This window comes from Halobaculum saliterrae (assembly GCF_009831625.1).
Lineage (GTDB): Archaea > Halobacteriota > Halobacteria > Halobacteriales > Haloferacaceae > Halobaculum > Halobaculum saliterrae.
The window spans coordinates 1-17,394 of sequence record NZ_WUUS01000008.1 but is presented as its reverse complement, the minus strand read 5'-3'; the positions used below and the strand labels follow the sequence as shown (position 1 = coordinate 17,394).

The window sequence follows — 17,394 nt, the reverse complement described above, 5'->3', positions numbered from 1 at the left end:
TGCTGCGTGTGCTTTTCTTATCATCATGCTCGGTGAGGCCGTCGACCGTTCGGTCGGCGCGATCCACGTCGACGAGGCGGCGCTCGCGAGCGAGGCCGCCGGCGCCGGGGGGGTCCACGTCGCGCTCCTCGCCGGCCGATCGGTCGACGCGTGGTACCGCGCCATCGAGTCCGCGGGACCGTCCTCACCCGGTCGCTCGTATCTCATCGGCGTCGACGAGACGGTCCGGGGCGGCGCGGCAACCGCACCGCCGGACGCCGGCGACCGGCAGATCGTCGTCGGCTCGGTCGAGGCGCCGCTCTCCGATCCCGTCGGGTACCTCGAGACGGCGCTGTCAGAGGCCGACGGCGGATCCGGCGGCGGCGGCACGGTCGTCGTCGACGACATCGGCGCGCTGGTTCCCGACGGAACCGGCGTCGACTCCGTGGTTGAGGGGCTGGTGGACGCGGCAGCGGCCGCCGGCTTCCGGTTCCACACGGCGGCCGCGACCAACGGTGACGCCGCCCTCTCGGCGCTCTCGCGCCGACTCCCGACCGCCGACGACGAGGCCGACCGAGCGCTGACCGAGCGGCTGATCGCACACCTCCGCAGCAGCGATCCGACGAATTTCGGCTACCTCCGTAACCACTGGCGCGAGGCGCGACGGGGGCTGACCGCGGTGGAGATGACCTATCCCCAGTCGAAACAGATCCACGCGTGCATCCCCGATCCCGAGACGACGCCCCGAACGCTGGGGGCCGCGCTACAGGGGCTCGTCACGCTCGGCGCGCTCGACGTCTGGGGCGACACCGTCGGGGCGAACCGCTACGACCTCACCCGGTACGACGCCGCCCGTATCGACACGATCGGCTCGTCGCTCGAGTCGATAGCCGTCGAGGACGAGTCGCCTCGGTGATCCCGCGGCGTACCTCGGCGATTCCTCACTCCTCGGGCGGTGCCAACGACCGATCGACGACCTCGCCGTCGGGTCGCATCGTCACCGTCCCCAGCGTCGCGGTCTCGCCCTCGGCGGTCGTCCGCGCGACCGCCTGCAGCGTCGCTCGCTGGTCGAGTGTGTCCCACGTCACCTCCTCGATCAGCCGCTGAAACTCGTCGGGGTCGCTCCACCCGGAGTCGATCTCCGAGGGAACGTGGACGACGAATCTGAACTCCTCGCTCGTCACGTGGACACCGACGCCGAACGTGTCCCCGTCCGGATCGTCACCGGTGTCGGGCGCACCGTCCCCGGTGGGCACACCCTCGATGTCGGCCGCAGTCGCGTCGGATCCGTCGTCGCTCATCGCTCCCCGATACTCGGCGACCCCGCAAGAGTCCGTCGGGTGAACGGCTTGACAGTCGCGAGCGGTCGGGGGAGCGAACGGCGCTCAGACGCTGTCGGTCGGATCGTGATCGGCGGCCATCCTGCTCGCCTCCGCGGCGTAGCGTTCGCGATCCGCCTCGTCGGTCGTTCCCAGCTCGTCGGCGGGGACGACCATCGAGACGGGCGTCTCGCGCTCGTCGTCGAAGCTCGTCAGCGCGCGCTCCTTCCGGAAGTACCGCGTCCCGGTCTCGTCGGCGTACACGAGGATGACGATGTTCAGTTCGTCGTCGCCGTACGTCCGCTCCACGAGCCACACGCGGATCTCCTCGCCCCCGTCTACCTCCTCCTCGTGCGATCCGGCGCTCATGTCCGAACCTTTCCGCGTCGAAGCAAAAAACGGCCCGTCGAATACCGTCGTTCGGGACCCGGCGGTTCGGTGGCACGCGTCCGGGCGCGGTCGAACCGCCGCGGCGGATTCGACGGGGCGGACTCGCCACGAAGGTTCATAGCCGATGCCGGAGGCACTCGCGGTATCACCTGACCACGGCCGCGGGGCGCACACGGGTGTGCGACGCCTCGTCCCGCGGATCCTGACGAGAGCGACGGCGCGGAGCCGCCGAACCCTGCCGAATCCTCGATATCGGCGTCGCCTGTCAGCATCAAAAACGACGTCGAAGCGGGGTACTCCGATCGGTAGTCCAGATAGCGGAAGCGCAGTTTTCCGATCGTGGTCTGTCGTCGATCGCCAGCCGATGCGACGGTCGTCGGTCGGCGCGACTGTCTCAGTCGTCGGTCGGCGCGACTGTCTCAGTCGTCGGTCGGCGCGACTGTCTCAGTCGTCGGTCGGCGCGACTGTCGCGTCCGACGTGTCGTCCTCGTCGTCGTCGCCGACGGGGACTTCCCCACGGGGATCGGCGTCGCGCCAAGTACCGCGCCGGTACCAGAGGTACGCGATGATCGCCCCGGCGGTGTTCGAGACCGCGAACGCCATCCAGATCCCGGTCGAGTCGAACGCGGGCAGCGGCAGCCCGAGGACGTCCGGGCGCGCGAGCCCCAGCGCCACCGGGAGCCGGATGAACCCGAGCATCAGGATCGAGATGGCGGCGGCAGTCATCGTCTTGCCGGCACCCCGGAAGCTACCGGTGTAGGCGCGCATCACGCCGATGCACCCGAACGTCGGCGCGACCCACCGCAGGAAGTCGGCGGTCACCGCGATTACGGCCGAATCGTTGGTGAACACCGCCGCGATCGGCCGAGCCGTGAGGATCACCACGATCCCGAGGGCTCCGAGGATGGCGAACATCGTCTTGGCGGCGATCCCGGCGGCGGCGGCCGCCCGATCGGGTTTCTCGGCGCCGATGTTCTGCCCCGTCATCGTCTCGACCCCGCGAGCGACGGCGATGGCCGGGAGGAAGATGACAGAGAACACGCGGACGCCGATCCCGTAGCCGGCGACGACCGTCGTCGGGAACAGCCCGACGATGACGAGCATCAGGTTCACCGACAGCGACCGGCCGGTTCCCTCGATGGAGGCGGGAACGCCGATGCGGACGATCTTCTTCGCGTACGTGAGGTTCGGGACCATGTCGGCGGGGGTGATCTGCACGCCGCGCGTGCCCCGAAGCATGATCGCCATGCCGACAACGAACGCGAGCGCCCGCGAGAAGATGGTCGCGTAGGCGGCGCCGGCGACGCCGAGCTCCGGAAATATCCACCAGCCGAAGATGAGGAACGGGTCGATGACGATGTTCACGACGACCGTGAGCAGCATCACCAGCATCGGCGTGATCGTGTCCCCGTAGCCGCGCATGAGCGCGGTGAACACGAAGAAGCCGAACATGAACACCAGTCCGGAGGAGATGACCCGCATGTACTCGGTCGCGAGCGGGAGCACGTCGGGCGACGCCCCGAGCAGTCCGAGCAGATCGCCGACGACGAAGTAGCCGAGGCCGCCGAGGAACAGCGAGACGATGATCGCGAACGAGACCGTCTGCGAGGCCGCGTACCTCGCCTCCTTCTCCTCGTCCGCGCCGACGTGCTGTGCCACGAGCACCGATCCCGCGACGGTGACCCCCATCCCCAGCGAGAACAGGAGGAACACCATCGGGAACGCGAACGAGATCGCCGCCAGCGCCTCCGTGCTGTAGCGGCCGAGCCACAGCGTGTCCGCGAGGTTGTACGCCGTCTGCAGGAGGTTGGTGACCACGATCGGCAGCGACAGGTAGAACAGCGGCTTCCCGATACTCCCGTCGGTGAGGTCGAACTCGTCGCGCCCCTTGAACACCATCGAGAGTCGGTCGCGGACGGTCATCTGGGGTCCACCACGTCCTCAGAGCTGTTCTCGTGGGGCTCGTCGGGATCAGCCGCGGCGAGCCCACGGTCCTCGGTCGCATCCACGTCGACGGGGACGCTCGCGCCGTCAACGAGCAGGTCGAGCAGGTCGTCGACGAGGTGCTCACGCATCGCCACCACGTCGGCGCCGACGGCCGCCGCGCGGGTCCACGTCCCGTGGATGTAGGTGAGGACGTGCTCTGCGATCTCCTCAGGATCCGTCTCCTCGTCGTACTGCCCGTTCTCGATCGCTTCCCGCACCAGGTCGGCGACCTCGGTCCGGAGATCGGCGTCGAATCGACGGAGGACCTCGCGGTACCCCTCGCGGTACGGTGCCTGCGCTTTGATCTCCATGAACGCGGTGTTGAACTGTTGGTCCGCGCTGTCGTCGACGGGATCGAGGACTCGGCGAACGAGCGCGACCAGTCGCTCGACGGGGGTTCCCTCGGGGTGATCGGCGATCGTCTCGGCGAACCCCTCGTGGAGGTACGCGAGGAACTCGCGGAAGAGGTCGTCCTTCCCGTCGAAGTGGTAGTGGAGGGCCGCCTTGCTCTTGTCCGTCTCGTCGGCGATGTCCTGCATGGTGAGGTCGGCGTACCCGTGCGTACACAGCGCGCGGTACGTCGCCTCCATGAACGCCGTCCGTGTGTCCCGCTCCTGACTCATCGTGTGACTCCGACCGCGACAAGTGGTCCCGACGGACCGGTCGTCGCGCCTGTCATAACTAACTGGCCAGTCAGTCAAAAATGGTTCGGATTCGGAGGGGTTCGGCACACCCTGGCATGCGGCGTTCCCCTACTGTGTCGCGTGTGGCCACCGAGTCACGTGGTGGCGACGCCGTCGGCTATAACTCCGTCCGCGCCGCTGTGGCGGTATGGACGAGCACAACTTCCTGTTCATATCCGCGGACGCCGCGCTGATCACTGACCTCGCGTGTCAGGTTCACCGCGAGGGACACCCGGTGAAGTACCACATCGAGGCCGAGAGCGACAGGGAGATCGGCGACGGCTTCGTCCCCAAGACGGACGACTGGGAGGCGGAGGTGGACTGGGCCGACGTGATCGTCTTCGACGACATCTGGGTCGGCTCCGATATCGGCACCGGCGAGCTCGCGCAGGAACTCCGCGAGGAGGGGAACGCCGTCGTCGGTGGCACGCCGAACACCGACCATCTCGAGGAGGACCGGGGATATGCGATGGAGATCCTCGAAGAGCACGGCGTCAACACCGTCGAACACCACATCTTCGATGACTTCGATGCCGGTATCCAGCACGTCCGAGAGAACCCCGCGCCGTACGTGATCAAGCCGCTCGGGGAGGTGCAGAACGTCAAGCGGCTCCTGTACGTCGGCAACGAGGACGACGGCAGCGACGTGGTCGACGTGCTTCGAGCGTACAAGAAGGCGTGGGGTCACCGGATGAAGGGTTTCCAGCTGCAGCGGAAAGTCGAGGGCGTGGAGATCGCCATCTGCGGGTTCTTCAATGGCAAGGAGTTCATCGACCAGGTCAACTTCAACTTCGAGCACAAGAAGTTGTTCCCCGGAAACATCGGCCCCCAGACCGGCGAGATGGGAACGTCGATGTTCTGGGCGGGGCAGAACAAGCTGTACGAGGAGACCCTCGGCAAGCTCGAGAACTGGCTCGCCGAGGAGGGCTACGTCGGGAGCATCGACATCAACTGTATCGTGAACGAGTCCGGGATCTATCCGTTGGAGTTCACCCCCCGGTTCGGGTATCCGACGATCGCACTGCAGGAGGAGTCCATCGAGTCGTCCACCGCCGAGTTCTTCCACGATCTCGCCAACGGCAACGATCCCGAGCCGGAGGTGCACAACGGCTACCAGATCGCCGTTCGGGTCGTGCTCCCGCCGTTCCCGTTCGACGACGAGGAGACGTACGACGAGAACTCCCGGAACGCGGCCGTGGTGTTCGAGACGGACAGCCGCGAGGGGATCCACATCGAGGACGCGAAGCGGGTCGACGGCCAGTGGCGCGTCGCTGGAGACAACGGGATGCCGATCGTCGTGACCGGCAAGGGCGACACGATGCACGCCGCACGCGAGCAGGCGTACGACCGTATCGACGACATCGTGATTCCCAACATGTACTACCGGGACGACATCGGGGAGCGGTGGATCGGCGGCGACGGCGACCGCCTGCAGGCGTGGGGATACCTCGGGCCGACGTGAGCGGTTCCTGGAGCGCTTCCTCCCGCTAGGCGAGGTTCCGACGCCGCCGCGGGGTTCCGACGCCGCCGCGACTATGACCTCGGCCCCCGTTCACGGCGACGTATGAGCGAGACACCCGACGCGGCGGCCGCGGGGACGTTCGATCTGGACGGCGAGACGACGGTGAATCGGCTCGGGTTCGGGGCGATGCGCCTGTGCGGCGACGACATCATCGGCGCGCCCGACGACGAGGGGAACGCCCGCGAGGTCGCCCGCGGCGCCGTCGAACTCGGCGTCGACTTCGTCGACACCGCCGACTCCTACGGGCCGGGCACCTCCGAACGCCTGCTTCGGGAGGCCGGGATCGTCGACGAGGCGGTCGTCGCCACGAAGGCGGGACTGCTCCGGGAGGCCGGCGGCGATTGGCTCCCCCACGGCGACCCCGACTACGTTCGCAATCAGGTACTCGTCAGTAAGGACCGGCTCGGCGTCGACACCATCGACCTGTACCAGTTCCACCGTCCTGACCCGGACACGCCCTTCGCCGACAGCGTGGCCGCGTTCGCGGAGCTGAAGGACGAGGGGCACGTCGAGCACGTCGGCCTCTCGAACGTCAGCGTCGAGCAACTGGACGAGGCCCGCGAGCAGGTCGAGATCGCGACCGTCCAGAACCAGTACAACGTGGCCAACCGAGAGGACGAAGCGGTCCTAGAGGCGTGTGAGGACGCCGGGGTCGGGTTCATCCCCTGGTATCCGCTCGCGGCCGGCGACCTCGGCCCCGTCGAGGACGCGCTCGATTCGGTCGCGACGGCACACGACGCGACCCGCAGGCAGGTCGCGCTCGCGTGGCTGCTCGCCCACTCGGACGTGACGATCCCGATCCCGGGCACCTCCAGCGTCGAGCACCTGCGGGAGAACGTGGCCGCGGCGTCGCTGTCGCTCACGGAGGAGGAGGTTTCGCGGCTCACCGACGCCGGAGCGTAACTGTCGCGATCGGTCCGGTCGATTCGGTCGATTCGATCGGTTCGGCGGGTCCGATGCGTCCCGTCCTACGCCGTCCGCCACGACCGCAGGTCGACGATGATGACCGCCGTGACCGCCACGAGCGCGACGACCGCGCCGGCGGTCACGGCCATGCTCGGCGCGAACACGAGCCCGTAGATGAGCATCAAGAGGGCCGTCGCGGCGACGACCATCACGACCAGATACCGGATCAGCCAGTCCTCAGCCTCGCGCTCACTCATTGTTGTCCGGAGGTTGCTTCTCGATCCGGTAAAAGCGCGTCGGATGGTCGCGTCGGTCGACGGGTCGTGACCGTGATACCTGGATCACGGTGCGCGGGCGCGCGGCGCCGCTACCACGGCGCCGTCGCGGCCGCCGGCCACATCGCCCATCCCGCGAGCGCGGCCGCCAGTCCAAGCGCGAGCGCGTCCTCCCGCCCGAACGTCGCCTCCGGAGGCGTGGGGTTCCACGAGAGACAGCGCGCACGCAACGCGACGGCCAGCCGGTCGGTGCGGGAGAGCGCGCGGGTCAGCCCCGCGGTCGCGACGATCCGCACGCGGTCGCGCAGCGGTCGTCGGTCGCCGAGCCGTGCCGCCATCGCCTCGCGAGTCCGGGCCAGATCCGCCTGTAACACGGGGAGGAACCGGAACACGAGCCCCACGCCGAGGCCCAGTAGTCGCCCGAGCTTGCCGGGGACGAGACGCGCGACGGCGGCCTCGGACTCGCGGACGGGCGTCGTTCGGACGTACGCCGCGACGAGCGCGAGCAACAGGACCGTTCGGTACGCCGCCAGCGCCGGATCGACGGCAGCCACGGGGTCGACCCACGGCGCGCCGAACCGTAGCGACTCGATCACCGGCGCCGCCGCAAGGAAGGGGAGCACCCCGCGGTACTCGGCGAGAACGACTCCGGGCGTCGTCGACGCGAGCGCGAGCAGCGCGAGCGTGAGCCCGGTGAGCACGGCGAGGCCGACCGGGTCGGTGTGTCCGAACGCCGCCGCCGCGAACGACGCCTGCAGGAGGAGTTTGCTGCGCGCGTCGAGCCGATGGCCGACCGAGTCGCCCGGCTCGTACGTCAGCATCGCTCTGGACGGCGCACCGGGAGGTCGCCGAGGGCGTCGACGGCCGCTGCCGGCGGCACGTCGACCGCGACCTCGCCGTCCGCGAGGACGACGAGGCGGTCGGCGTGTTCGAGCACGTCCCGCAGGTCGTGGGTCACGACCACGACCCCGGTGCCGCCGCGGTTGAGTTCGATCAGGCGAGCGAGGACGGACTCGCGGGCCGGCTCGTCGAGGCCGGTGAACGGCTCGTCGAGGACGAGATGCGACGGCTCCATCGCGAGCGCGCCGGCGACGGCGACCCGCTCCTGTTCGCCCCCGGAGAGCCTGTCGATGCGCTCGTCGCCGCGGCCGGCCATGTTCACGGCCGCGAGCGCGCGCTCGACCCGGCGGTCGATCTCGTCGCGGGGCAACCCGAGGTTCTCCGGCCCGAACGCCACGTCGCGGGCGACGGTCGCGGCGACGAAGCAGTCGCGCGGCTCCTGAAACACCATGCCGACGCGCGTGCGTGCGGCGACGAGGTCGTCGCCGACCGGGGTGCCGTCCACGAGCACCTCGCCCTCGTCGGGCGTGAGCAGGCCGTTGAACTGTCGGACGAGCGTCGACTTTCCGGAGCCGTTGGCCCCCGCGATCACGAGGAACTCGCCGTCGGGGATCCGGAGGGACACCTCCCGAAGCGCGGTCGACCCGCCGGCGTCGCCGTCAGAAACGGATCCGCCGGCGTCGCCGTCAGAAACGGATCCGCCGGCGTCGCCGGAGTCGGCTCCGGACTCACCGCCACCGTAGCGGTGTGTGAGTCCGCGAACCTCGATCACTGCTCGGGGCTACCGCGCGACGACGGCGTCGCTGCGAACGATCGCCACCGTCGCCGCCGCCTTGATCGCCTCCGCGGGGACGAACGGGACCGCCGCGGCCAGCACCGCCGTCACGAGGCTCACCTCGCCGACGACCGCGTATCCGACGGTCCCGAACGCGTAGATCAGGACCGTTCCGGCCGCCATCGCGCCGACGAGGCGTCCGAGGCCCACCGTGTCCGGGTCGACGAGATCGCCCGCGCCGTGGACGCCCACGCCGACGACTGCGGCGGCGAACGGGTACGACCACAGGTATCCGCCCCACTGACCGAACAGCGAGCCGAGTCCGGCGGAACCGTAGGCGAACACTGGCGCGCCCACCGCCCCGGCGACGACGTAGATGACCATCGACGCGGCGCCCCACACGGGGCCGAGGAACACCCCGGCGAGGAACACGCCCAACACCTGCAGGGTGAACGGGACCGATGTCACCGGGAGCTGGAACGACACGTACGCGAACACGCCGGTCAGCGCCGCGAACAGCGCGGCGCGCGCCACGTTGGCGGCGATCTCCTCTCCGACGAGGTCGACGTCCTCAGTTGCGGTACTCATGTGCCCGCTCGTAAATCGAGATAGTTGTTAGACTTTACGAGATTGCCCGGGAGGGTCCCGGCGCCGCCGGGCCTCCAAATCGCCATCGTTCCCAGCGTTCGCCGGCGAAGGGAACTTCGGACCGTCGCCCCTCCCCGTGCACTCGGACCACGACGCGAGCGACGACCCGTTCAGCGAGTGCGGCACGATCATGGCCGCGACAGCAGGGGCGACTCGTACGGTGTGCTCCGGGGGCGGAAGCGTTCCCGCGGCGTGCACGGTCAGCCGTCGGACGCCCCTCCCGGGGGAACTGGCGGCGGCAGGAATCGACGCCTTCGGGTATGACGCCGTCGGGGTCACGGCGGGGTGGTCGGTGCGGGCGATCGACGGCGATCCCCGGCTTCGTGCGGTGGAGCAACCACACGCGGATGCAGCTACAGCTCCGAGGCCGCGCAGGAGTCGCAGTCAGTAGCGCGCCGCGAGCGTCTCGAACCGATCGAGGTCGTGGCCGTACAGCACGTCGGCGTCGGTCCGTCGCTCCAGTTCACGGAGGGTCTCGAGGCTCTCGTGCCAGTCACGCTCGCTCCACAGCAGTCCCGGTCCCAGCGGCGCGCCCTCCGCGTAGTTCGCGTCGACGTAACACTCGTCGCCGGCGACGAGGAGGGTTCCCTCCGGGGTTTCGATCCGCGCGCCGAGGAGCCCCGGCGTGTGCCCCGGCAGGTGCAGCAGCTCGAACCCGTCCGCGAGCGTGTGGCGGTGGCGGTGGATCACCCGCCAGTTCAGGTCGCCGTCGAAGTCCGACGCGAGGTACGCGATCGATCCCTCGTCGGTGTGTGCCGAGTAGAATGCGAACGGCAACTCGTCGCGATGGACGTACACGGGGGTGTCGGTGCCGGCGAACGCGTCGAGTTCCCCCGCGTGATCGAGATGGAGGTGGCTCATCACCACCGCGTCGACGTCGGCGAGTTCGTACCCCGCGTTCGCGAGATCGCCCTCAAGGGAGTGCTCGCTCGCGTCGTGCGCCTCGAACGCGCCGTACAGCGGGTCGGGCCAGTAGTCGGCGGCGTCGGTCGGCACGCCCGTGTCCCACAGGTACGTTCGACCGCCGGCCTCGATCACGGCGTTCCAGACGACGAACTCGATGCGAGTGTGCTCAGGGTTCGGCTCGGCCGCGCTGGCCATCGACGCGCCGTCGACGACGTACGCCTGATCCGCGCGGACTCGACCGCGGTCGATGAGGGAGACTTCCGGCATGGACACCGAAAGGGCCGCCCATGGCTTGAACGTACTCGTCGAACCGGTCGGGGACGAACTCGTTCACGGTTCCGTTCGCGGCGTCGCGGCCTCGATGGCTCGTCCGTCTCGTATGACAGCCCGACGGTCCGAGATGCCGTCGACAGTACCATACACACGGCGTCCGCAGTCGTCGCCATGTCGACTGATCCGGTCGCAACCGTTCGACTCGTCCGTCACGCAACGCTTCTGGTCACGGTTGGCGACACGACGCTGCTCGTGGATCCGATGCTCGGGGACCGCGGCGGCGACCCGCCGGTCGAGAACACCCCGAACCAGCGCCGCAACCCGCTCGTCGAGCTGCCGTCGGTCGATCTCGGTTACGACGCGGTGCTCGTCACCCACCGCCACAACGACCACTTCGACGACGCCGCCCGCGAGCGACTGGACTCGGACGTGCCGCTGATCGCCCACCCGGAGGAGGCACACGAGTTCGAGTCGGAGGGGTTCACCGACGTTCGTCCGCTCGACGGGGAGCTATCGGTCGGGGACCTACGACTCTCGCCCACCCCCGCTCGACACGGACACGGGGACCTCGCGGCGGCGATGGCGCCCGTGACCGGGGCCGTCGTGCGCGGTCCGGACGCGACGCCCTCGATCTACCTCACCGGCGATACCGTCTGGTACGACAGCGTCGAGGAGACGCTGGCGGAGACCCGACCGAGCGCCGTGATCGCGAACGCCGGCGGAGCGCGGTTCCGCGAGGGGGAGCCGATAACGATGGACGCGGACGACGTGAAGCAAGTCCGTGAGGCGACGCCGGACGACGCGACGGTCGCCGCCGTGCACATGGACGCGATCAACCACTGCCTCGTGACGCGCGACGATCTCCGGGACGCCGTCGACGACGTCGTGGTCCCCGACGACGGCGAACGGGTAGGGCTCGAGTGACCTGTGCGTTCGTTGCGGATCGAGTGACCCGTTCGGACCTCGATCGGCGTCGTTGACGCCCGTATGAGACACGGGTCCTCGTGGCGGGAGGGGCTCGTGAGCACTCGAAATCCGGTGTGTGCCGTCGCGACTGTGCCGGTGTCGAGTCGTCGCCTCGGCTGACGTGACGCCCGGGCGGTTCGGCCGTCTGTGAAGCATTCGCAAAGTGGTGTGGTCGGGGGTATCACCCTCTGACACCAGTTTTCATGTGCTTTCCTCACGAGCGGGCCCGGTGAGAACGAGACGAGTCGCTCTCGCGTATATTATATCGTTATCGATCCTAGCTAGAAGAGAGAGAAGAACACACCTGTATCCGGTGAATACGCTAGTTCAAGCCGCCGAGATGTGATATGTAGTCTACACATTTGCACCATTTATATACGATGTGTCCGAGAACCTCCGCTCCGTGAGGTCGACCACATACCCGATCGAGCAGAGCACTCGAAATACGGTGTGACAGGTGGCACCGAGAACGACCGGGAGGGTGAGTCGAGAGCCCTGAGCCGTAGCTCGGCGGTCGTTCAAGAACTCCGTTACAGCCGCCAGACGGCGGAGGTTTCGCGGAGACGGCGGATCCCCGGGAGCCCCGAACGGGAAGAGCACTCGAAATACGGTGTCGCGACGTCCGACCGTCGATCGACTCGAACCCGCGACGGGGAGCCGGCCCGAAAGCACTCGAAAACTGGTGTGTGTTCCCGGGCCGGTTCATCTCCGGCCGGGCCACCGCACGGCACCGGGTCCATCCCATCGTTCGACCACCCCGCGAGTGTTCGAGCCGTCGCCTCCCACCGTCCCGGCGTGTTTCCCGCCGGAAGCATTCGAAAACCGGTGTTGTCCTCCTCGTAGTCGGCCGGAACACTCGCAGTCACCCGCAGTCACTCGCAGAGCACTCGCAAGGACCCGGTGGAACACTCGAAAGCACGCGAAAGCACTCGAACTTCCACAGCCTTATCACTCGGGTGGCCGGACGAGTTGGTGCGATATGGGGTCGAGTTCGATATTCGAGGACGACGTGGAGATCATCCGGAACGCGGACCTCTTCACGGAGGAGCACACGCCGGCGGAGATCCTCTGCCGCGACGACGTGATGCAGGACTACGTGAACGCCCTGAAACCCGTTTACAAGGGGAGGCCCCCGAGAAACGCCTTCCTCTACGGCGACACCGGCGTCGGGAAGACGGCGGCGACGAAGTACCTGCTTCAGGAACTCGACGCCGACATCGACTCGCGCAACGCCGACGCGCCCGGCGACGAGCGGGGGTTCACATACGTCCGCGTCAACTGTCAGAACCTCGCGCCGGCGGACGGGACCGCCTCCTCCTATCAGGTCGCCATCGCGCTGGTGAACGAGCTTCGCGACGGCGAGACCGTCTCGTCGACGGGCTACGCCGCGCGCGAGGTGTACGAGATGCTGTACGACGAACTCGACGCCATCGGCGGTACCGTCCTCATCGTCCTCGACGAGGTCGACCGCGTCGGCGAGTCCGATACGCTGCTGTACGATCTCCCGCGTGCGCGAGACATCGGTTACGTGGAGAACACGCGGATCGGGCTCATCGGGATCTCGAACGACTACACGTTCCGGTCGAACCTCTCCCCGAAGGTCCGCGACACGCTATGTGAGACGGAGATCAAGTTCCCCGCGTACACCGCCGAGGAGTTGGAGGAGATCATCGAGGCGCGCGCCGAACGCGCGCTCCATCCCGACACGTACGGTAAGGAGGTCCTCTCGCTGTGTGCCGCTCTCGCCGTCCGGAACTCCTCCGGGAGCGCGCGCCGCGCGATGGACCTCCTCAAACAGGCGGCCGAACACGCCGAGAACGAGGGGCACGTCCCGATCGAGCCCGACGACGTGTACGCGGCGAAGGAGGAACTCGACTACGGGGACATGGTCGAGTCGGTCGCCGATCAGGACCAGCACAAACAGCTCATCCTCTCGGCGGTCGCGCGCCTCGACGCCGACGGCCGAACGCCGGTTCGGACGAAGGCCATCCACGCGGCGTACCGCCGGCTCGCGCAGGCCGCCGGCGACGATCCGCTGAGCCAGCGCGGGATGTACAACCACCTCACCCGGCTCGACATGCTCGGGTTCCTCCACTCGTACCAGAACAACGAGGGGCTCCGCGGCGGCCAGTACAACACCTACGAACTGTCCGAGGCGCTCACCGTCGCGCAGGTCCGGGACGCGATCGCCGAGTCGGAACTCCCGCTCGACGGCGTGTCCCTCGACATCGAACGGATCCTCCGTGACGCCGGCCTCGTCGACACCTGAGCTGTTACCCCTCCGATCCGACCCCATCCGGCCCCCGCACCGCCGGTTCGACCTCCCACGCGCACCGACACCGGTTTTCGAGTGCTCTCCCCCTCGACCCGGACAGGGGCAGTCACGGTGTACACTTCCGTCGAGTACACTCCTCATCGCCGCCGGTCACACTCCTCACCGCCGCCAACCACACTCCTCACCCCCGCCGGCAACGTTCCGTCCCCCTGCTGGCCACACCCGCGACCACTCGGTAAGCCACGTACGCCCGTTCAGCATGCGTATCTCCGAGTGCGTACCTCCTCCACCGGCTCCGGTCCGTCCAGCCGAGTCGGCTGCGAACGCACGTGTACCGTGATCGTTTCGACGCGTGTCCGGTGGGTCGCGCTCCACCTCGCACACAGCGCCGACGCGAACTGCTCGCGGAGCACGTCGTCGTCGTTCCAGCGGACGACCTCCAGGTACTTTCGCCAGCGCGCGCTGGGATAGGTACTCGCGCGATCGCCCGTTCGATGCAGACTCGGGTCCCCGCCGTGGATCACGTCCGCCTCCTCGCCGGAATCGAGCGTCCCGATCGCGACGTACCAGACGTCCTCGGTCGGCGGCGACGGCGCGAACATGTCCCACCGGGTCTCCTGGGGACCAACTCCGATCGCGTCCGTCTCCGGGGCGTCGATGTAGCCCAACGCGGCCGCGTTCCACAGCACGACGACGAGCAACAGCGCCGTCGCGGCGCCGCGAGCCATCCGTCCGACGCCGGCCGCGTTCCACGCGCTATCGATCTTTCCGGTTCCGTTCTCTCCTTCAGACCCGCCGTCGGCCTCGATCCGGCCCGTGAGACGACCCGACGCCGTCAGCGTCGGGGGGACCGCCGCGATCCCCGCTCGCGCGCCGCTCCCGAGTCGCCGGGTGAGTCGTGACCCCGCTCGGGCAACCCTGTTCGCCCCGAGCACTCCGATCGCCCGACTCGATCCCGCGGTCGCCACCCCGTCGATCCTCCGAACCGTCCGATTCCACGGCCCCTCGATCGACTCCCACACGGCGGGTGGAAGGTAGGGGAGCAACGCGGCGAGACTGATGACCGGGAACAACCCGACCCCGAGGGTGAACGCCATCCCCGTGTGCGCGGCCGCGAACACGGCGACGACTGCCGTTCGTCTCGAACCGGTAGTGAGCACGAGCAGGGGTGAACAACACAGCAGTACAACCCACGCGGCACCCAGCCCGCCGAGCAGTTGCGGATACGCTGCGAGTCGTTCCCCCAGGAGGACGGTCAGCGAGTCGATGCTGAACACCATCTGCACCGCCCGCCCGCTCGGCCACGCGCTCCCCCGTAGTTTGATCACCGCGTTGACCATGTAGAGGACGATCGGCTGAAGCAACAGCCCGATGGCCGCCGGGTGGCGGCATCGAGTCCGATCTTCGAGGGCCAAACCGGTCCCGAGCGGAACGAAGAGGCCCCACAGGAGGGTCCGTCGCAACAGCGAGTCCCCCCCGTTCAACACGAGCGGGTTCCGTGCGTGTAGCGAGACCAGGAGGAGCAGCGAACAGACCGCCGCCACCTTGGTACGATACCCGAGCGCGAGCGCGAGTGCGGCGACGCCGGCGGTCACAAACAGGAGTGTGATCCACCAGCTCCCCCCGAACCAGGCGTGCAGTGAGAGGGTCGATGTGATCGGATAGCGGGCGAACAGGACTGACCGCGGGAGGACGCCCGCATCCGTGTAGAAGAACGCCAGCGACCGTGCGCGCAACAGCAGATCCGCGAGCAACAGCGCCCCCAGCGCGACCCTGAGGACGGCGAGCGCTCGTCTGTCGACGAACAGCCTGCGCGCGAGTGCCGTCCGGAGGGCACAGCTGACGACCGTGAGACGCGTTCGGAGGGCCACGTGGCCGAAGATTCAGTCACCGAGTTGAATAGTTTGTGACGGCCACCCGTCAGCCACCCATCCCCGGAGTCGACTGTGGGATCCGTACCCACGTGGTGCAGTAACTCGCCGACTGCGAGACGACGGGCTTATACGTACCACTGCCATTCGATGTGATGTGAAGCGCGCCGCGGTCGGCGCGGCGTCACGCTATGAGGATTCCGCCCCTGCGGTCCGCCGCAAGACGGTATCTGATGTGAGCCCCGATAGTTCGGTGACATCTGGTCGGTTCCACGATGTCGCCACGATATGACCCGCCACCCTCCCTTCACGGGGAGACATTCCGGTTGATCCTGCCGGAGGTCATTGCTATCGGAGTCCGATTTAGCCATGCTAGTCGCACGGGGTTAGACCCGTGGCGGAAAGCTCAGTAACACGTGGCCAATCTGCCCTACAGATCGCGATATCCTCGGGAAACTGAGGTCAATAGCGAATACGGTCCCACGCTTTGAACAGCCGGGACCGGAAACGCTCCGGCGCTGTAGGATGAGGCTGCGGCCGATTAGGTAGACGGTGGGGTAACGGCCCACCGTGCCATTAATCGGTACGGGTTGTGAGAGCAAGAACCCGGAGACGGAATCTGAGACAAGATTCCGGGCCCTACGGGGCGCAGCAGGCGCGAAACCTTTACACTGCACGACAGTGCGATAGGGGGACTCCGAGTGCGGAGGCATAGTGCCTTCGCTTTTCTGTACCCTAAGGCGGTACAGGAATAAGAGCTGGGCAAGACCGGTGCCAGCCGCCGCGGTAACACCGGCAGCTCGAGTGATGACCGATCTTATTGGGCCTAAAGCGTTCGTAGCCGGCCGGGCAAGTTCGTCGGGAAATCTACCAGCTCAACTGGTAGGCGTCCGGCGAAAACTGCTCGGCTTGGGACAGGGAGACTCAAGGGGTACGTTCGGGGTAGGAGTGAAATCCCGTAATCCTGGACGGACCACCGATGGCGAAAGCACCTTGAGAGAACTGATCCGACGGTCAGGAACGAAAGCTGGGGTCTCGAACCGGATTAGATACCCGGGTAGTCCCAGCTGTAAACGATGTTCGCTAGGTGCGACGCAGACTACGAGTCTGTGTTGTGCCGTAGGGAAGCCGAGAAGCGAACCGCCTGGGAAGTACGTCCGCAAGGATGAAACTTAAAGGAATTGGCGGGGGAGCACTACAACCGGAGGAGCCTGCGGTTTAATTGGACTCAACGCCGGACATCTCACCAGCTCCGACTGTTCGAATGAAGACCAGTGTGATGAGCTTGTCAGACGATCAGAGAGGAGGTGCATGGCCGCCGTCAGCTCGTACCGTGAGGCGTCCTGTTAAGTCAGGCAACGAGCGAGACCCGCGCTCCTAATTGCCAGCATGGCCCTTGTGGCTGATGGGTACATTAGGAGGACTGCCGCCGCCAAGGCGGAGGAAGGAACGGGCAACGGTAGGTCAGTATGCCCCGAATGAGCTGGGCTACACGCGGGCTACAATGGTCGGGACAATGGGTTCCTACCCCGAGAGGGGACGGTAATCTCAGAAACCCGGTCGTAGTTCGGATTGTGGGCTGAAACTCGCCCACATGAAGCTGGATTCGGTAGTAATCGCGTGTCACAAGCGCGCGGTGAATACGTCCCTGCTCCTTGCACACACCGCCCGTCAAAGCACCCGAGTGAGGTCCGGATGAGGCCTGGGTTGCCAGGTCGAATCTGGGCTTCGCAAGGGGGCTTAAGTCGTAACAAGGTAGCCGTAGGGGAATCTGCGGCTG

At 67.4% G+C, this 17,394-nt stretch carries 15 protein-coding genes and 1 rRNA gene; 6 read left to right on the top strand and 10 right to left on the bottom strand.

All coding sequences use genetic code 11. The features are described 5' to 3' along the window. Positions 1 to 25: 25 nt before the first annotated feature. The gene (locus tag GRX01_RS12805) at positions 26 to 895 is read left to right on the top strand and encodes a hypothetical protein (protein WP_159668095.1); all 870 of its coding nucleotides are present in this window, start codon (positions 26 to 28) and stop codon (positions 893 to 895) included. Positions 896 to 920: 25 nt separating this feature from the next. Here the strand turns inward: GRX01_RS12805 and GRX01_RS12800 are convergent, their stop codons facing one another. The 4 genes from GRX01_RS12800 to GRX01_RS12785 all read right to left on the bottom strand — a co-directional run bounded on the left by GRX01_RS12800 (position 921) and on the right by GRX01_RS12785 (position 4,297). Then, on the bottom strand, positions 921 to 1,280 hold the full coding sequence (locus tag GRX01_RS12800; RefSeq protein WP_159668093.1) for a hypothetical protein: 360 nt from the start codon (positions 1,278 to 1,280) through the stop codon (positions 921 to 923). Positions 1,281 to 1,364: 84 nt separating this feature from the next. Then, on the bottom strand, positions 1,365 to 1,667 hold the full coding sequence (locus tag GRX01_RS12795; protein ID WP_159668090.1) for a hypothetical protein: 303 nt from the start codon (positions 1,665 to 1,667) through the stop codon (positions 1,365 to 1,367). Between the two features lie 465 nt (positions 1,668 to 2,132). Next, positions 2,133 to 3,611, bottom strand: a complete 1,479-nt coding sequence (locus tag GRX01_RS12790) for an MATE family efflux transporter (RefSeq protein WP_159668087.1) — start codon at positions 3,609 to 3,611, stop codon at positions 2,133 to 2,135. Then, entirely contained in the window at positions 3,608 to 4,297 is a 690-nt protein-coding gene (locus GRX01_RS12785) for a TetR/AcrR family transcriptional regulator (RefSeq protein ID WP_159668084.1), read from the bottom strand. The genes GRX01_RS12790 and GRX01_RS12785 overlap by 4 nt, the downstream gene beginning before the upstream one ends. 208 nt (positions 4,298 to 4,505) lie before the next feature. Between GRX01_RS12785 and GRX01_RS12780 the strand changes: the two genes are divergently transcribed. Beyond that, positions 4,506 to 5,819: a phosphoribosylamine--glycine ligase gene (locus tag GRX01_RS12780; RefSeq protein ID WP_159668081.1), complete on the top strand. Its 1,314-nt coding sequence runs from the start codon at positions 4,506 to 4,508 to the stop codon at positions 5,817 to 5,819. Positions 5,820 to 5,921: 102 nt separating this feature from the next. Next, entirely contained in the window at positions 5,922 to 6,782 is an 861-nt protein-coding gene (locus GRX01_RS12775; RefSeq protein WP_159668078.1) for an aldo/keto reductase, read from the top strand. A 65-nt stretch (positions 6,783 to 6,847) separates the two neighbouring features. Here GRX01_RS12775 and GRX01_RS12770 read toward each other — a convergent pair whose 3' ends face one another. The 5 genes from GRX01_RS12770 to GRX01_RS12750 all read right to left on the bottom strand — a co-directional run bounded on the left by GRX01_RS12770 (position 6,848) and on the right by GRX01_RS12750 (position 10,496). Then, the gene (locus GRX01_RS12770; protein ID WP_159668075.1) at positions 6,848 to 7,042 is read right to left on the bottom strand and encodes a hypothetical protein; all 195 of its coding nucleotides are present in this window, start codon (positions 7,040 to 7,042) and stop codon (positions 6,848 to 6,850) included. Between the two features lie 110 nt (positions 7,043 to 7,152). Further along, positions 7,153 to 7,881: an energy-coupling factor transporter transmembrane component T family protein gene (locus GRX01_RS12765; protein ID WP_159668072.1), complete on the bottom strand. Its 729-nt coding sequence runs from the start codon at positions 7,879 to 7,881 to the stop codon at positions 7,153 to 7,155. Further along, positions 7,875 to 8,672: an energy-coupling factor ABC transporter ATP-binding protein gene (locus tag GRX01_RS12760; RefSeq protein ID WP_321168089.1), complete on the bottom strand. Its 798-nt coding sequence runs from the start codon at positions 8,670 to 8,672 to the stop codon at positions 7,875 to 7,877. The genes GRX01_RS12765 and GRX01_RS12760 overlap by 7 nt, the downstream gene beginning before the upstream one ends. Before the next feature lie 9 nt (positions 8,673 to 8,681). Continuing rightward, positions 8,682 to 9,263: a biotin transporter BioY gene (locus GRX01_RS12755; protein WP_159668069.1), complete on the bottom strand. Its 582-nt coding sequence runs from the start codon at positions 9,261 to 9,263 to the stop codon at positions 8,682 to 8,684. 444 nt (positions 9,264 to 9,707) lie between these two features. Next, positions 9,708 to 10,496 (bottom strand): N-acyl homoserine lactonase family protein, encoded by a 789-nt coding sequence (locus GRX01_RS12750; protein WP_159668066.1) that lies wholly within the window; start codon positions 10,494 to 10,496, stop codon positions 9,708 to 9,710. 177 nt (positions 10,497 to 10,673) lie between these two features. Between GRX01_RS12750 and GRX01_RS12745 the strand changes: the two genes are divergently transcribed. Together GRX01_RS12745 and GRX01_RS12740 are read left to right on the top strand one after the other, a co-directional pair. Next, positions 10,674 to 11,426, top strand: coding sequence for an MBL fold metallo-hydrolase (locus tag GRX01_RS12745; protein WP_159668063.1), 753 nt, complete (start codon positions 10,674 to 10,676; stop codon positions 11,424 to 11,426). A gap of 1,021 nt (positions 11,427 to 12,447) precedes the next feature. After that, positions 12,448 to 13,737, top strand: coding sequence for a Cdc6/Cdc18 family protein (locus GRX01_RS12740; RefSeq protein ID WP_159668060.1), 1,290 nt, complete (start codon positions 12,448 to 12,450; stop codon positions 13,735 to 13,737). Between the two features lie 260 nt (positions 13,738 to 13,997). Here GRX01_RS12740 and GRX01_RS12735 read toward each other — a convergent pair whose 3' ends face one another. After that, positions 13,998 to 15,614 carry an HTTM domain-containing protein gene (locus GRX01_RS12735; protein WP_159668057.1) on the bottom strand — a complete coding sequence of 539 codons (1,617 nt, stop codon included), beginning with the start codon at positions 15,612 to 15,614 and terminating at the stop codon, positions 13,998 to 14,000. Between the two features lie 319 nt (positions 15,615 to 15,933). On the opposite strand from GRX01_RS12735, the gene GRX01_RS12730 reads away from it, so the two are divergent. After that, positions 15,934 to 17,394, top strand: a 16S ribosomal RNA gene (locus tag GRX01_RS12730); the annotation flags it as partial.

Excerpts from the sequence above, each read along its gene's own strand:
- GRX01_RS12795 (WP_159668090.1), bottom strand. The coding sequence starts at position 1,667 with ATGAGCGCCGGATCGCACGAGGAGGAGGTAGACGGGGGCGAGGAGATC.
- GRX01_RS12790 (WP_159668087.1), bottom strand. The coding sequence starts at position 3,611 with ATGACCGTCCGCGACCGACTCTCGATGGTGTTCAAGGGGCGCGACGAG.
- GRX01_RS12805 (WP_159668095.1), top strand. The coding sequence starts at position 26 with ATGCTCGGTGAGGCCGTCGACCGTTCGGTCGGCGCGATCCACGTCGAC.
- GRX01_RS12775 (WP_159668078.1), top strand. The coding sequence starts at position 5,922 with ATGAGCGAGACACCCGACGCGGCGGCCGCGGGGACGTTCGATCTGGAC.
- GRX01_RS12755 (WP_159668069.1), bottom strand. The coding sequence starts at position 9,263 with ATGAGTACCGCAACTGAGGACGTCGACCTCGTCGGAGAGGAGATCGCC.
- GRX01_RS12770 (WP_159668075.1), bottom strand. The coding sequence starts at position 7,042 with ATGAGTGAGCGCGAGGCTGAGGACTGGCTGATCCGGTATCTGGTCGTG.
- GRX01_RS12750 (WP_159668066.1), bottom strand. The coding sequence starts at position 10,496 with ATGCCGGAAGTCTCCCTCATCGACCGCGGTCGAGTCCGCGCGGATCAG.
- GRX01_RS12765 (WP_159668072.1), bottom strand. The coding sequence starts at position 7,881 with ATGCTGACGTACGAGCCGGGCGACTCGGTCGGCCATCGGCTCGACGCG.
- GRX01_RS12785 (WP_159668084.1), bottom strand. The coding sequence starts at position 4,297 with ATGAGTCAGGAGCGGGACACACGGACGGCGTTCATGGAGGCGACGTAC.
- GRX01_RS12745 (WP_159668063.1), top strand. The coding sequence starts at position 10,674 with ATGTCGACTGATCCGGTCGCAACCGTTCGACTCGTCCGTCACGCAACG.
- GRX01_RS12800 (WP_159668093.1), bottom strand. The coding sequence starts at position 1,280 with ATGAGCGACGACGGATCCGACGCGACTGCGGCCGACATCGAGGGTGTG.
- GRX01_RS12740 (WP_159668060.1), top strand. The coding sequence starts at position 12,448 with ATGGGGTCGAGTTCGATATTCGAGGACGACGTGGAGATCATCCGGAAC.
- GRX01_RS12780 (WP_159668081.1), top strand. The coding sequence starts at position 4,506 with ATGGACGAGCACAACTTCCTGTTCATATCCGCGGACGCCGCGCTGATC.